Below are 14,088 nucleotides of genomic sequence, written 5' to 3'. Positions count from 1 at the left end.
GGCTGTCACGGAGTCTCTCTGGTTCAGCTGCGCATGTCCGGCGGCAGCTCGACGCCGTGGAATTTCCTGTAGATCGCGTTGAGCTTGCCGTTCTTGACGTTCTCGGTGATCCAGGCGTTGAGCTTGTCCATCAGCCGCTGCTCGCCCTTCTTCAGGCCGATCGCGAGGTCGAAGGTCGCCAGCGGAATCCGGGACTCGAACACGCGCGAGGGGTTCTTCACGCCGATCTGGTTGATGATCGTCGCCGACGAGGCGACGCAGTCGACCTGGCCGGACACGGCCGCGGTCACCATGGTGGCGTCGTCGTCGTAGCGAGCGATCTTGAGGTCCTTGTCCTTCATGTTGGACAGGGTGGTGTCCTGCGTGGTGCCGCGCGAGACGCCGATGGACTTGTCCTTCAGGTCCGGCCAGTCCTTCACGGTCGACGACTTCAGGCAGCCGACGTCGGATTGCAGCGTCGCATAGCGCTTGGTGAAGTCGATGACCTTGGCGCGCTCGGCCGTCACCGACAGGGTCGAGATGATGATGTCGGCCTTGCCGGTGAGGACGTTGGGGATGCGGGTCGCACCGGTGGTCTGGATGAATTCGAGCTCGAGCCCCCAGTCCTTGGCGAGCAGCTGGGCGACTTCGACGTCGGAGCCGGTCGGATTCATGCTCGAATCCATCATGCCAGAAGGCGGGATGGCGAGATCGGTCGAGATGCGGATCTTCTTTGCCTGCGTGATGTCGTCGAGCAGGTCGGCCGATGCCGGCGTGGCCGCCATCATGATGAGGCCGCACAAAGCCGCGGCGGTGCCCAGCAACGCCTTGTTTGTCATTCTTGGTTCTCCTCTCCCTGTTATGATTTTAAGTTTCCCGTCCCCACGAATTGCGTGAGTTCGGGGGTGGTCGGCGACGTCAGGATCGAGGCGGGTCCGGTCTCGTGGACCTTGCCGCGATGCATGAACACGATGCGGTCGGCGATTCCCTTGGCAAAGCCCATCTCGTGGGTGACCATCACCATGGTCATGCCATCCGCCGCCAATTGTTCGATCACCTTCAGCACTTCGGCGGTAAGCTCGGGATCGAGCGCGGAGGTGACCTCGTCGAACAGCATGACCTTCGGCTGCATCGCCAGCGAGCGAGCAATGGCCGCGCGCTGCTGCTGACCGCCGGAGAGCTGTTCGGGATAGGCATGCAGCTTCTCCTCGAGCCCGACCTGCGCCAGCACTTTCCGCGCGAGGTCCCTGGCCTGCGCAGAAGCCATGCCCTTCACCGCGCAGGGGGCAAGCGTGATGTTCTGCTCGATCGTGAGGTGCGGAAACAGATTATAGCTCTGGAACACGATGCCGACGTCCTGGCGCAGCGCGCGCAGGTCGACGTCGGGACGGTCGACCCGATGTCCGCACACGACGATCTCGCCGCCATCGACCTTCTCGAAGCGGTCGATGCAGCGCAGCGCCGTGCTCTTGCCGGAGCCGGAGCGGCCGATCAGTGCCAGCACCTCGCCGCGCTCGACGGCGAAGGAGACGCCGTCGAGCACCCGGAGCGGCCCAAAGCTCTTCTGCACGTCGCGGAGCGACACGATTGGTTCGGAGGAGAGGGCGTTTTGCTGCATGTCAGGCCGGTGCGAGGTTGGACCTGCCGCGCCCCATCCGCCGCTCCAGCCTCTGGCTGAACAGCGACAGCGGATAGCACATGGCGAAATAGGTGACGGCGATGATGGCGTAGATGGCGAACGGCTCGAACAGCGAGTTGTTGACGATCTGGCCCGAGCGCATCAGCTCGACGAAGCCGACGACGGAGGCGAGCGAGGTGTTCTTGATGATCTGCACCATGAAGCCGACGGTCGGCGGCGTCGCGATGCGGATCGCCTGGGGCAGGATCACCTTGATCATGCGCTGGGTCCGGGTCAGCGCGAGGCCCTCGGCTGCCTCCCATTGCGGCTTCGGCACAGACTGGATGCAGCCGCGCCAGATCTCGCCGAGATAGGCGGCGACATAGAGCGTCAGCGATGCGCCGGCGGCCGTGAGCGGCGAGACCTTGAGGCCGATCGCGGCAAGGCCGAAATAGCCGAGGAACAGGATGACGAGCAGCGGCGTGCCCTGGACGAGCTGGACATAGACGGCGCTGGCGATCCGCACCGGTTTGAGCGGTGAGATCCGCGCCAGCGCGATCACGAAGCCGACGATGCCGCCGCCGATGAGCGCGATCACCGAGAGGCCAATGGTCCACGATGCGCCCTGGCCGAGGAACATCAGATGATTGATATTGAGATGTCCGCCCATGGTCATCTCACAGCGGCGTGCCGAGCCGGCGCCGGCGCGGAAACAGCACGAGGCCGAGGCCCCAGAAGCCGGCGCGCATCACCAGCGACAGGATGACGTAGAGCACGGCGACGATGATGTAGGTCTCGAACGCGCGATAGGTGTCCGACTGGATGTAGTTGGCGACGGCCGTGAGCTCCTCCGCCGAGATCTGCGAGCAGACCGAGGAGGCCAGCATCAGCAGCACGAACTGACTGGTCAGGGCCGGATAGACCTTCTCGACGGCCGGCAGCAGGATGATGTGCCAGTAGATCTGCAGCCGCGATAGCGCCAGTCCCTCGGCCGCCTCGATCTGTCCGCGTGGGATCGCCTCGAAGCCGGCGCGCATGATCTCGGCGGTGTAGGCGCCGACGTTGATGGTCAGCGCCGCCACAGCCACGGTGAAGGCGGAGAATTTCAGGCCGAGGCTGGCGAGGCCGAAATAGACCAGGAAGATCTGCACCAGCAGCGGCGTGTTGCGGATCGCCTCGACGTAAACTTTGCACGCTCCGGCGATCAACGAGCTCCGCGAGCCGCGGCCGACAGCTGCGAGCGTGCCGATCAGAGCGCCGAGCAGGGTCGCGAAGAAAGCCAACTCGAGCGTCAGCGCAGCGCCAGCCAGGAAACTTGGCCAACGCTCCATCACTGCGGGAAAGTCGAGTTGGAGGCTCATCGTATCAGCTTCAACCGGTCGTCTGGTTGGTCATGCGGTCGTAGACGCGGAACAGCGCCTGGTTGCCGTTGCTGCCTTCGCCATGGGCGCGGGCGTCGACATATTGGCTGGTGACCAGCGCGGTGCCGGGCAGGGGCACGTTGAGAGCCTGCGCGTGCTCCTGCACGAGGCGGAGGTCCTTGAGCTGCAGATCGATGCGGAAGCCGGCGGAGACGTCGCCCGCGATCATCGAAGGGCCGAGCTTGTCGAGCATCCAGGAAGCCGCAGAGCCGCCAAGCAGCACCCGGCGCAGCAGATTGAGATCAATGCCCGAGGCGCGCCCCAGTGCCAGCGCCTCGCAGATCGCCTGGATGTTGATGCCGCAGATCAGCTGATTGCAGAGCTTGACCGTTTGTCCGGCGCCGGATGCGCCGACATGCGTGATGGTCGTGCCCATCGCACGGAAGAACGACTCGGCCTTGGCGAACGCGTCAGCATCGCCGCCAGCCATGATCGAGAGCGCGGCGTTCTTGGCGCCTACCGGCCCGCCTGAGACCGGCGCGTCGATGAAGCTGACGCCAGCTTTTTGCAAGTCGGCATGGATGCGGCTGACCGCGACCGGAGAGATCGTGCTCATGTCGACGATGAGCTTGCCGGGCGGGGGAGACTTGAGGAGCCCGTGGTCGCCATAGATGGTCGCCTCGACATGGGGCGTGTCAGGCAGCATGGTGATGACGATGTCGGCGCCTTCAGCGGCATCGGCGGGGCTCGCGGCGCGCGTCGCGCCTTCCTTGACGCTGTCGGCCAATGCAGCCTCATTGAGATCGAAGGTGCGAACCGCGTGGCCGGCCATCAGCAGGTTGCGCACCATCTCGCGGCCCATCGTGCCGATGCCGATGAAGCCCACATTGCCCTTGTCGTTCCGTCCCATGTTATCGATCCGTTTTTTTGGTAAGTTTCTTGGCTTGTCCGCGATCAGCCTGAGGCGCTCTTGTCGATGTCGCCGACGATGGCGCGCCGCCGGTATTCGTCGCCGATGGCAAAATGCTTGCGCAGCGTCGTATCCGCCCGCTCGGGATCGCGCGCGATCACCGCTTCGAAGATGCGGCGGTGGTCGTCGATCAGATAGTTTTTCATCGACGGGAAGGCCTGCACCAGCTCGCGGCGGCTGCGATGCGAATGCGTCAGCAGGCCCGCCATCGAGCTGTGCAAAACGGAAAGCGTTTCCGAATGTGACGCCACGACGACGGCGCGGTGGAATTCGAAGTCGGCCATTCCGCCGGCATCGGCTTCGTCGATCGTCTCGCCGATCTTCGCGAGCGCGCGCTGCAGGCGCTCGAAATCGGCAATGTTGGCGCGCTCGCAGGCGAGGCGGATCGCCTGGCATTCGATCGCGACGCGCGCCTGCATGACGTCGTCAAGCATGTCCGCTTGCTGGGCCAGCGCGAAGGTGAAGAAGTCGTTCAGCACCGAAACGTCCGGCCGGGTCACGACGGTGCCGATGCGGTCGCGGATCTCGACGATGCCGAGCACCGTCAGGGCGCGCAGCGCCTCGCGGACGATTGGCCGGCTGACGCCAAGCAGGGTTGCGAGCTCGCGCTCGGAGATCAGGCGGTCGCCGGGCTTGAGCGAGCCCGCAAGCAGGCGCTCGCGCAAGAAGGCGAATACCTTCTCGAACCCTTTTTCGCCTTCGGTGGCGCGCTTGAGCTCCATCCCCGTCTCGCTTTGGTCTGATCGTGGTCAGACCAGTAGGCTAACCAGAGCGATGGCGTCAAGGGCCTTGGTTAATGGCTGATGTGTCAGGCCTGCCCAATCCGACCGGTTCCCCGGCCTGATCCTTAGAATTTGAAGCGTATTGATCGGAGCGTTCGCTCAAAGAATTTGAGGTCCGCGATGCCCGATCACCACTCCTTCTCCGCGCTCGACCGCCATGCGGTGCTCGGCGGATCCGACAACGGCTTTCCCTGGTACGCCGGCGCGATGCTCGCATTTGAGGCGAGCGAAGTGGTGCGGCTGCGCTGCGAGAAGCTCAGCCATGGCGACGAGGCGGCCGGGCAGGAGGCCGTGCTGATGGTGAGCGAGAAGATCGCCGCGGCCTTCGAGGCGGCAGCCAATTTGCTCGCAGGGGCAACGCCGGCGGCCATCATCCAGCGTTACCGCGAGCATGTGGCCGCGAACGCCAAGCGGCTGTCCGCCAACTGAATTTTCCGGCAGGGTTTGCTGCTGACAGCATGTTGGCAGCAGGGGCCGGCTACGACCATCTCCTGACAAAACGGGGAGCGGGTCATGCCGATCGAGGCAAGCTGTCATTGCGGTGAGACGGTATTCGAGGTGACGGAGGCGCCCGTCAGCGTCACCCGCTGCACCTGCTCGCTTTGCGCCAAGCGCGGCGCGCTGTGGGCCTATTACACGCCGGCGCAGTTTCGCCTGCTGTCACCGGCTGACAACGTCGCGACCTATCTCTGGGGCAGCCGCACGGTCAAACATCATTTCTGCGCGAGTTGCGGCTGCGGCACCTATTCGGAGTCGCCGGACTGGTCGAGCGGCAAGCCCGATTTCGACAATCCCAAGGTCGCGGTCAATGCGCGCCTGTTCGACGATTTCGATCTCGACGCCGTGCCGGTCAACATGATCGACGGTAAGAATTTGTGGTGAGCATTGAGCACGGAGGCTTGCGCATATCTGCTGCACGTCCGTCCCCTTGAGGCCGTCTTGAAAAGCTGATCTGGTTCCGGCCCGAGAAAAAGGGAGGAAGCCATGATGCGTCTTATTGCGCGAGCAATGCTCGCAATGTGTCTGGCCGTTGTGGCCGGCCTCAATGCGCAGGCACAGACCAAGCCGAAGGTCACCTCGCTCGGGCCAGACTTCCCCAAGGCCGCGCTGTTCGTCGGCAACAGCTTCTTCTATTACAACAACGGCATGCCCGGGCATCTCTCCTTCATGGAGCGGGCAGCCGATGCCGAGAACAAGGCGGCCTATCGCAACACCATGGCGACGATCGGCGGCTCCGGCCTCGACTGGCACGACATGGACAATCTGCTGCGACCCGGCGGTCTCGGTGCGTATTCCTTCGACGACCAGAACAACGTGGTCTTCAACAAGCCGGGCAAGCAGTACGACGCCGTCGTGATGATGGATTGCAGCCAGTGCCCGATCCATCCGCAGCTGAAGGACGCGTCCACGACCTTCGCCAGCAAGGACAGCGAGATCGTCCGTGCCCATGGCATGCGGCCGGTGTTTTTCATGTCCTGGGCCTACGCCGACAAGCCTGAGATGACGGAGGCGCTGGCCGAGGCCTACACGAGCGCCGGCAATGCCAACGATGCGCTGGTCATTCCCGCAGGTCTTGCCTTCGCCCGCGTCCGCAAGATCCAGCCCGAGCTCAATCTCTATGCGCCCGACAAACGGCATCCGAGTCCCGCCGGCACGTATCTCGCAACCTGCGTGACACTGGCCGCGCTGACGGGACGCTCGCCGGTCGGCAATTCCTACACGATGGGGCTTGATGCGCCGACGGTGGAGCTGCTGCAGAAGGCGGCGTGGGACACGGTGCAGGATTATTACGGCCGCTAACCTGGCGAGATCTCGTAGGGTGGGCAAAGCGAAGCGTGCCCACCAATGCTTGATGGTGGGCACGGCGCTGGCGCGCCTTTGCCCACCCTACAGCACCTCGCTTATTTCAGCACCACCCACGCCGGCGCATGATCGCTCGCACCTTCCTCGCCGCGCACCTTCTTGTCGACACCGGCCTTCGCCATGCGTGAGACGAGCGCAGGGCTGAGGAGGAGATGATCGAGCCGCAGGCCCGCATCGCGCGGCCAGCGGTTTCGCTTGTAATCCCAGAACGTGTAGATGCGCCTGTCCGGATGCAGTTCGCGGATCGCATCGCACCAGCCTTGCGCGATGAGCGAGGCAAAGGCCGCGCGGCTCTTCGGCTGGATCAGGGCATCCTTGTCCCATGAGCGGGTCGGATAGATGTCGATCTCCGTCGGCGCGACATTGTAGTCGCCGGCGAGCACCACGGGCAGATCCTGCTTGATGAAGGTTTTGGCGTGGCGCTTGAGCCGTGCGAACCAGTCGAGCTTGTAGTCGAATTTCGGACCCGGCTGCGGATTGCCGTTGGGCAAGTAAATGCTCGTGACGATGATCCCGCGCACCGCGGCCTCGATATAGCGGGCTTCATAATCCCCCGCTTTTCCCGGCAGGCGGTCGCGCGTCAGCACTGGCTCGACGTTGCGGGCGAGGATGGCGACGCCGTTCCAGGTTTTCTGCCCACACCACACTGCGCCATAGCCGGCCTTTTCGATCGCGGCCGCCGGAAATTCGCCATCACTTGCCTTCAATTCCTGAAGCGCGACGACATCGGGCTTCGCTGCGCGCATCCAGGCCAACAGATTGGGCAGGCGGCGGTTGATGTTGTTGATGTTGAATGTCGCAATCTTCATGTAGAGCTACCGGCTCCTGCCTTCCGTCACCGGAGATACAATGTCCAAGTTGAGCTTTGCCGCCATCGTCCTCGCCGTCGCGTTCTCCGGCGTCGCTTCGGCACAATCGTCCGATCCGCGCGGTGCGTGCAAGGCGGACTATGACAAATTCTGCGCCGGCATCGCGCCGGGCGGCGGCAAGGTCATCGCCTGCCTCGAGGCCAAGCGCGATCAGCTCAGCGCCACCTGCAAGGCGGCGCTCGACAGCCGGAAGAAGTAACTCTCGTGTCCCGGACGCGCGTAGCGCGAGCCGGGACCCAGAAAGCGACACGGTACCCCGTTGAGAGATGGGCCCGGGCTCTGCAGCACACGACGCCGCGAAAGGCGGCGCACTGCGCTGCGTCCGGGGCACGAGCGCGCGTTTGTTAGCTCGGCAGTGGCGGCGGACTTGTCGGCTGCTCGATCGGCGGCGGCGAGGGCGGCTGCTCGGTCGTCGGCGCGGGCTCGGGCTTTGTCAGCGGCTCCACCACGTTGCCGCCCTTGTAGACGCGGGCATAGCGGTGGCCGAGGCTGGTCAGCACCTCATAACCGATCGTGCCGAAATGATGCGCGAGTTCGTCGACGGTGATGCCTTCGCCGAGCAGCGTCACCATGTGGCCGCGCCGCGCCGCGTTCGGCGGCAGATCGGTGATGTCGATCGCGATCAGGTCCATGGAGACGCGGCCCGCGACCGGGCAGCGCTTGCCCGCCACGATCACCTCGGCGCCCCGGGTGCCGTCATTGGAGCTAGCGGCGCGGAAATAACCGTCGGCATAACCGACCGCGACGATCGCCAGTTTCGTCGGCCGCCGCGCGGTCCAGGTGCCGCCATAGCCGACGCTGTCGCCGCGCTCGACATTGCGGACCTGCACGATGCGCGCCTTGAGATCCACGACCGGCTGCATCGGATTGTCGGCCTCCGGCGTCGGATTGACGCCGTAGAGCGCCGCGCCCGGCCGCACCATGTCGAACTGGAAGGGAGCGCCGAGGAAGATGCCGGAGGAATTGGCGAGCGCCGCCGGCACGCCGGAGAATTCGCTGGCGATGCCGCGGAAGGCCGCGAGCTGTTTTGCGTTGACCGGGCTGTTGAGCTGCTCGGCCGAGACCAGATGACTCATCACCAGCGTGATGCCGTGGTCGCCGGCATTGATGCGGGGGATGATGGCCTGCGCTTCTGACAGCGTCAGTCCGAGCCGGTTCATCCCGGTGTCGATGTGAACAGCGACGCCGCCGCTCCAGCCGGTGCGGCGGCAGAACACGTCCCATTCGGCGAGCTCGTTGAGATCGCCGATGACAGGCCGGCAGTTGATGTTGGCGTAGTGCTCGCCGGTGTTCTGGAAGTAGCCGCCGAGCACGTAGAGCGCGGCCTCCGGCACGGCTTCCCGCACCTTGCGCGCTTCCTCGATGGTGGCGACGAAGAAGGTCTTGCAGCCGGCCTTGCTCAGGGCGCGCGCAACCTGTTCGGCGCCGCAGCCATAGGCGTCGGCCTTGATCACCGCCGAGCATTCGGCCGGCACCGCCGTCTTCTCGAGCTTGCGCCAATTGGCAATGATCGCGTCGAGATCGACGGTGAGCACGCCGCCATAGGCTGCGAGCGCGGCAGCCTGGTTGGCCTCCGCGGAGAGAAGGCCTGATTGCGGGATCATTTTCGGGTCGGACGCCATTGTCATGGCGCCGTTTTACGCAAGAGGCAGGTCCGGTTCAAGGAACTCAGTAGTCGTTGCCGCCGCGAGCCGGCAGCTGACTGTCAGGCGCGAGGTCGCCGAACCGCGTGACCGAGGCTTCGAACGCCAAATCGACGGTGCCTGTCGGGCCGTGGCGCTGCTTGCCGATGATGACTTCGGCTTTTCCGTGCGCAAGACTCATGTCTAGCTGCCACTTCTCATGCTCAGGCGTGCCTGGGCGGGGCTCCTTCATCGCGAGGTAATATTCCTCGCGATAAACGAACAGGACGACGTCGGCGTCCTGCTCGATTGATCCGGATTCACGCAAGTCGGAGAGCTGCGGCCGCTTGTCGTCGCGGGATTCGACCTGGCGCGAGAGCTGGGACAGCGCGATCACGGGAACGTTGAGCTCCTTGGCCAGCGCCTTGAGGCTGGTCGTGATCTCCGTGATTTCCTGCACGCGGCTGTCGCTGGCGCGCTTGCCCGAGCCCGAGAGCAGCTGGATGTAGTCGATCACGAGCAGATCGAGGCCCTTCTGGCGCTTCAGCCGGCGCGCGCGTGCCATCAACTGCGCGATCGACAGGCCGCCGGTCGCGTCGACATAGAACGGCAGCGATTGCAGCTCGATCGAGACCTCCCGGATCTTGTCGAAATCGGCTTCCGAGATGCCGCCGCGGCGGATGTGGGAGGAGGGAACGCCGGTGCGCTCGGCCACGATACGCGTGGCGAGCTGGTCGGCCGACATTTCGCAGGAGAAGAAGCCGATGACGCCGCCATTGGCGGCCTTCGTGGTGCCGTCGGCCTGGAGTTCCGGGACGTAGGCTCGTGCGACATTGTAGGCAATGTTGGTCGCTAGCGAGGTCTTGCCCATGCCGGGACGGCCCGCGACGATGATGAGGTCGGAGTGCTGCAGGCCGCCCATCTTGGTGTCGAGGTCGCGCATGCCCGTCGAGATGCCGGACAGCTTGCCGTCGCGCTGGAACGCCTTTGCAGCGAGATCGACCGCGACAGCCAGTGCCTGCGAGAATTTCTGGAAGCCGCCATCGTAGCGGCCGGATTCGGCGAGCTCGTAAAGCTTTCGCTCGGCGTCCTCGATCTGCGCCCGCGGCTGGAAGTCGACCGGCGCGTCATAGGCGACATTGACCATGTCCTCGCCGATACCGATCAGGTCGCGCCTGAGCGACAGGTCGTAGACGGTGCGGCCATAGTCCTGAGCATTGATGATGGTGGTGGCTTCGGCCGCGAGCCGCGCCAGATATTGCCCGATGGTCATGCCGCCAACGTCAGTGTCGGCGGGCAGGAACGTCTTCAGCGTCACGGGCGTCGCGATCTTGCCCATCCGGATCAGGCTGCCGGCGGTCTCGAAGATGGTCTGGTGCAGCGGCTCGAAGAAATGCTTCGCCTCCAGGAAGTCGGAGACGCGGTAGAAGGCATCGTTGTTGACCAGGATCGCGCCCAGAAGGCTCTGTTCCGCCTCGATATTGTGCGGCGCGCTCCGATAGGCGGGCGTTCCGGGCTCGGGCGCGAGTTTGAGGACGTTCGAATCAGTCAGGGCCATGGTCGGACGTGCTTAGCAATTTTCTTGGGCGGATGCGGGGCCCGGGATAAAGCGCCGCCGCGGCCCAAAGCGGAAGCGAAAGCTCGTCGCTATCAACCGATCTTAAAAGCGGTGGATGATTAGCGGCCGCAGCATGCGCCGTGCTTGACGGATTTTGCGGAACTCCGCCCCGCCCGGCGGCAGTCGCAGCCGCGCCACGGAAAAATCCGGATGACGTGAACCTTATGGGAGAGGGCGCAGACCTATTCAGACGCGTACCGAACGCGGCTGGCCGGGAGCCTTCGGCTCGGGTTCAAACCAGCAGGAGGTACACCAGCGCAACCAGGGCCGCTCCGACGCCGGTGGCGATCAGGGCGTAATCGGTGCGGAGGTCGTCCTGCACATCGAATGAGGTTCGGGTCTCTTTGCTCATGGCGACGGTCTAGGCCGGACCCGACCAGACTTATGTGAAACAGATCACATCTCCCCGGATTCTTTCGGGGTAGAGCCGGAACAGGCAGGCGGGCAGGGGGTTATCTTTGACCCGCCATCAGGGAGAGGCAAGCGATGCGGCCAGAACGGCAGCACCATCAGTGGCGAAGCGAGGCCGGTAGCCGGCTCTGGCTGTCAGGCCTGATCGCCGCCATGCAGCACGCCGAACGCCCCGACATCCGCCGCCAGCCGGTCGCACCCGAGATCATCGCGGAACTGCGGGCGCAACTGACGTTAGCGGCCTCTCTCCGGTCCTCGCCGGTCTCAACCCTGCGTCACTAGAACTCATTCACCAAAACTCATTCACCGGCCAGCTTCAGCCTGGGCTTGGCGCCACTTTCGATCGCCCGCAGGCGGGCTTCCTCGCGTGTGATGTAGTCCCGGGTGATCGGCACCACGCCTTGGCGCTTGGTGAGCTGGATCTGGAAGTTCATCATGGCCTGCTTGCGGAACGTCATCTCGCAGGCTGCCAGGTAAAACTCCCACATCAGCGCGAAGCGTTCGTCGTAGAGCTGCGCGGCCTCCTCGCGCCGCGCCATGAAGCGCTCCCGCCAGGCCTTCAGCGTATCGGCATAATGCAGGCGCAGGATCTCGATGTCGCAGACCAGCAGACCAGCGCGCTCGATCGCCGGCAGCACCTCCGACAAAGCGGGGATGTAGCCGCCCGGGAAGATGTATTTGGCGATCCAGGGATTGGTCGAGTCCGGCCCCTGCGACCGCCCGATCGAGTGCAGCAGCATGACGCCGTCCTCGCTCAGGAGCTCGGCGCAGCGCTGGAAATAGGTGTCGTAGAACCTCGCACCGACATGCTCGAACATGCCAACCGACACGATGCGGTCGAACGGCCCGTCGATGTCGCGGTAGTCCTCGAGCAGGAAGCGCGCCGATCGGCTCAGGCCTTTCTCGGCCGCACGCGTATTGGCAATCTGCAGCTGCTCGGTCGACAGCGTGACGCCGGTGACGTCGGCGCCGGCGATCTCGGCGAGGTAGAGCCCGAGCCCGCCCCAGCCGGAGCCGATGTCGAGCACGCGCTGGCCGCTTCCAACGACCAGCTTTGCGGCAATGTGCCGCTTCTTGGCGAGCTGCGCATCGTCGAGCGTGGCGTCCTGCGTCTCGAAATAGGCGCAGCTATATTGCTTGTCGGCATCGAGGAAGAGCGAATAGAGCCGCGCGTCGAGATCGTAATGATGTGCAACGTTGCTGCGGGCGCGCGAGCGCGGATTGAACTGCTTCAGGTGCCGCGTCAGATAGCGCAGGTGCCACCAGGGTTTTGCCCACTGCGGCAATAGGTCGGGTTGATCGAGCAGGATCGCGAGCCCATCAGCTATGGTGCCGCGCTCGACGACGAACTCGCCGTCCATATAGGCCTCGCCAAGCCCGAGCTCGGGATTGATGAGGATCTTCCGCTCGGCCTCGGCGGTGACGAAACGCACCGCGACCGGCTCGCCCGAGCCGTCGCCAAAGGTGAACTTCGATCCGCTTGCGCTGGTCACCTTCAGCGACCCGCGGCGGATGAAATGAGACAGGAATCTACGCAACAATCGGTCCATCGACACCTTCCTCTCGAGCGAACCCGAAGAGATGCGACTAACCCGGTCTTCACATCTGACGCTCAGGTCCCGCTCTGGTTCCTATGCGTTTGCATGTAAAACATGGGGAGGATGTTCCGGCCGCACTATTGCGCCGGGTTCAAAGCCGATATTCCAAAACCGCTTAACCACATCCTTGCGGGTGGGGCCTGCTTCCATTCGCGGCTCAATCCGCTAAAAGGTGACCCGCCGCCGCGCCCGCCGCCGGCTGCACCTCTCGGAATTCAATGGAGATGATGGGAATGTCGAGCCGAGCGCTCAGCCTCGCGACGGTATTGCTTCTGATCGGCTTCGGCGCGACCGATACCGTTCTTGCGCAGGCGACGAACCTCGAGGCCGGCAAAAGTCCGTCCCAGATCTTCGCGCAGACCTGCAATGCGTGCCACAAGAGCCCGCGCGGCCTGTTGAAGTCCGTCGCGCCCGGCTCGCTGCCGGGCTTCTTGCGCCAGCACTACACCACGAGCTCGGACATGGCGGGCATCCTCGCCTCCTACCTCGTCTCCAACGGCGCCACCGATACCCGCTACCAGGCCAAGGACGGCAAGAAGGACGGCGCCAAGGAGAAGGACGCCAACACCGCGCCGGGCCAGTCGCCAGAGCATCAGGGCCGCCGCCAGCGCTCGCAGGAAGCGGCGACTGCTGCGGCGCCGCCGGCGGAATCCTCCGGCACGCCAGCGCCGCCGATCTCGCGCTAATCCAGCTGAAATTCCCGATCGATCTGCGGAGGTCGCGTCATCGCGACCTCCGCATCGTCTTGACCGTGATTAGAGTATTACTCTAGAGTATAGCTCTAGGAGGCGCGGATGGCGGCGAGTGTGCGTGATGACCTGTTGGCGGCAGGGCTGTTCGTGTTCGACCGCGTCGGCTTCGAAGCTGCGACGGTCGCCGCGATCCGTGCCCGCGCGCGCGCGTCGAACGGCAGCTTCTTCCATGTCTTCGGCTCGAAGAAGGAGCTCGCCGGCGCGCTGTTCCTGGAGGTGCTCGGGCACTATCACGCCGCGGTGCTGGCCGCGCTCGATCCCGAGCCCGACGCCAGGCAGGGCATCGATCGGCTGATCCGCGCGCATCTCGACTGGGTCGTCACCAGCCGGCGCGAGGCGCGCTACCTGTTCGAGATCTCGCGCAGCGAATGGGGCGAGGACGTGCGCGACGCCCAGCGCGCACAGAATGCACGCCTTGCCGAAGGCATCGAGCGTTGGCGCGCGCCGCTCGTCGCCGGCGGCGAGCTGCTGCCGATGACGCCGGTGATGTTCGTCAGCCAGCTGATCGGGCCGGCGCAGATCTTTTGCCGCGCCTTCCTGTCGGGGCGCGACCGCACCGATCCCCGCGGCGAGGCCGATGCGCTGATCGCCTGCGCGATCCGTGCGCTGATGTCGCCTGACCGCATCAACCAGGACTAAGGAGAA

At 64.6% G+C, this 14,088-nt stretch carries 16 protein-coding genes and 1 pseudogene; 7 read left to right on the top strand and 10 right to left on the bottom strand.

The genetic code is table 11. From position 1 onward, the window contains the following. Positions 1–23 precede the first annotated feature (23 nt). From FOM02_RS22335 to FOM02_RS22310, 6 genes are read right to left on the bottom strand one after another with little or no spacing between them, the layout of a single operon-like run. On the bottom strand, positions 24–818 hold the full coding sequence (locus FOM02_RS22335) for a transporter substrate-binding domain-containing protein (RefSeq protein ID WP_027557552.1): 795 nt from the start codon (positions 816–818) through the stop codon (positions 24–26). Between the two features lie 20 nt (positions 819–838). Further along, positions 839–1,597 (bottom strand): amino acid ABC transporter ATP-binding protein, encoded by a 759-nt coding sequence (locus tag FOM02_RS22330; RefSeq protein WP_027557553.1) that lies wholly within the window; start codon positions 1,595–1,597, stop codon positions 839–841. A gap of 1 nt (position 1,598) precedes the next feature. Beyond that, complete coding sequence (locus FOM02_RS22325; RefSeq protein ID WP_027557554.1) at positions 1,599–2,267, bottom strand: amino acid ABC transporter permease; 669 nt, start codon at positions 2,265–2,267, stop codon at positions 1,599–1,601. Positions 2,268–2,274: 7 nt separating this feature from the next. Then, a complete protein-coding gene (locus FOM02_RS22320) occupies positions 2,275–2,958 on the bottom strand; it encodes an amino acid ABC transporter permease (RefSeq protein WP_027557555.1) in 684 nt (227 codons plus the stop codon). A gap of 10 nt (positions 2,959–2,968) precedes the next feature. Next, positions 2,969–3,868, bottom strand: coding sequence for an NAD(P)-dependent oxidoreductase (locus FOM02_RS22315; protein ID WP_027557556.1), 900 nt, complete (start codon positions 3,866–3,868; stop codon positions 2,969–2,971). Between the two features lie 44 nt (positions 3,869–3,912). After that, the gene (locus FOM02_RS22310; protein ID WP_027557557.1) at positions 3,913–4,650 is read right to left on the bottom strand and encodes a FadR/GntR family transcriptional regulator; all 738 of its coding nucleotides are present in this window, start codon (positions 4,648–4,650) and stop codon (positions 3,913–3,915) included. Between the two features lie 180 nt (positions 4,651–4,830). Here FOM02_RS22310 and FOM02_RS22305 point away from each other — a divergent pair, with 180 nt between their 5' ends. From FOM02_RS22305 to FOM02_RS22295, 3 genes are all read left to right on the top strand, one after another. Beyond that, entirely contained in the window at positions 4,831–5,139 is a 309-nt protein-coding gene (locus FOM02_RS22305) for a hypothetical protein (protein ID WP_027557558.1), read from the top strand. Positions 5,140–5,223: 84 nt separating this feature from the next. Next, positions 5,224–5,592, top strand: a complete 369-nt coding sequence (locus tag FOM02_RS22300; RefSeq protein WP_027557559.1) for a GFA family protein — start codon at positions 5,224–5,226, stop codon at positions 5,590–5,592. Between the two features lie 102 nt (positions 5,593–5,694). Next, positions 5,695–6,510 carry a DUF4886 domain-containing protein gene (locus FOM02_RS22295; protein ID WP_265442127.1) on the top strand — a complete coding sequence of 272 codons (816 nt, stop codon included), beginning with the start codon at positions 5,695–5,697 and terminating at the stop codon, positions 6,508–6,510. A 101-nt stretch (positions 6,511–6,611) separates the two neighbouring features. Here the strand turns inward: FOM02_RS22295 and FOM02_RS22290 are convergent, their stop codons facing one another. After that, positions 6,612–7,382: an exodeoxyribonuclease III gene (locus FOM02_RS22290; protein WP_027557561.1), complete on the bottom strand. Its 771-nt coding sequence runs from the start codon at positions 7,380–7,382 to the stop codon at positions 6,612–6,614. 40 nt (positions 7,383–7,422) lie between these two features. Here FOM02_RS22290 and FOM02_RS22285 point away from each other — a divergent pair, with 40 nt between their 5' ends. Then, complete coding sequence (locus tag FOM02_RS22285; protein WP_027557562.1) at positions 7,423–7,641, top strand: cysteine rich repeat-containing protein; 219 nt, start codon at positions 7,423–7,425, stop codon at positions 7,639–7,641. 145 nt (positions 7,642–7,786) lie between these two features. Here FOM02_RS22285 and alr read toward each other — a convergent pair whose 3' ends face one another. Together alr and FOM02_RS22275 are read right to left on the bottom strand one after the other, a co-directional pair. Then, positions 7,787–9,046 (bottom strand): alanine racemase, encoded by a 1,260-nt coding sequence (alr, locus tag FOM02_RS22280; RefSeq protein ID WP_416207789.1) that lies wholly within the window; start codon positions 9,044–9,046, stop codon positions 7,787–7,789. 64 nt (positions 9,047–9,110) lie between these two features. Beyond that, positions 9,111–10,622, bottom strand: coding sequence for a replicative DNA helicase (locus FOM02_RS22275; RefSeq protein ID WP_027557564.1), 1,512 nt, complete (start codon positions 10,620–10,622; stop codon positions 9,111–9,113). Positions 10,623–11,168: 546 nt separating this feature from the next. On the opposite strand from FOM02_RS22275, the gene FOM02_RS22270 reads away from it, so the two are divergent. After that, positions 11,169–11,375: a hypothetical protein gene (locus FOM02_RS22270; RefSeq protein ID WP_027557565.1), complete on the top strand. Its 207-nt coding sequence runs from the start codon at positions 11,169–11,171 to the stop codon at positions 11,373–11,375. Between the two features lie 17 nt (positions 11,376–11,392). Here the strand turns inward: FOM02_RS22270 and FOM02_RS22265 are convergent, their stop codons facing one another. Continuing rightward, complete coding sequence (locus tag FOM02_RS22265; protein WP_265442126.1) at positions 11,393–12,643, bottom strand: SAM-dependent methyltransferase; 1,251 nt, start codon at positions 12,641–12,643, stop codon at positions 11,393–11,395. A 281-nt stretch (positions 12,644–12,924) separates the two neighbouring features. Here FOM02_RS22265 and FOM02_RS22260 point away from each other — a divergent pair. Together FOM02_RS22260 and FOM02_RS22255 are read left to right on the top strand one after the other, a co-directional pair. Further along, a pseudogene (locus FOM02_RS22260) lies at positions 12,925–13,347 on the top strand (hypothetical protein); the annotation flags it as partial. Between the two features lie 138 nt (positions 13,348–13,485). Continuing rightward, positions 13,486–14,082 (top strand): TetR/AcrR family transcriptional regulator, encoded by a 597-nt coding sequence (locus FOM02_RS22255; protein WP_027557568.1) that lies wholly within the window; start codon positions 13,486–13,488, stop codon positions 14,080–14,082. The last annotated feature ends 6 nt before the right edge of the window (positions 14,083–14,088 follow it).

This window comes from Bradyrhizobium sp. SEMIA, assembly GCF_014844175.1.
Classification (GTDB): Bacteria; Pseudomonadota; Alphaproteobacteria; order Rhizobiales; family Xanthobacteraceae; genus Bradyrhizobium; species Bradyrhizobium arachidis.
Note: the sequence above shows the minus strand (reverse complement) of the source record. Positions and strands in the feature narration are given on the sequence as shown.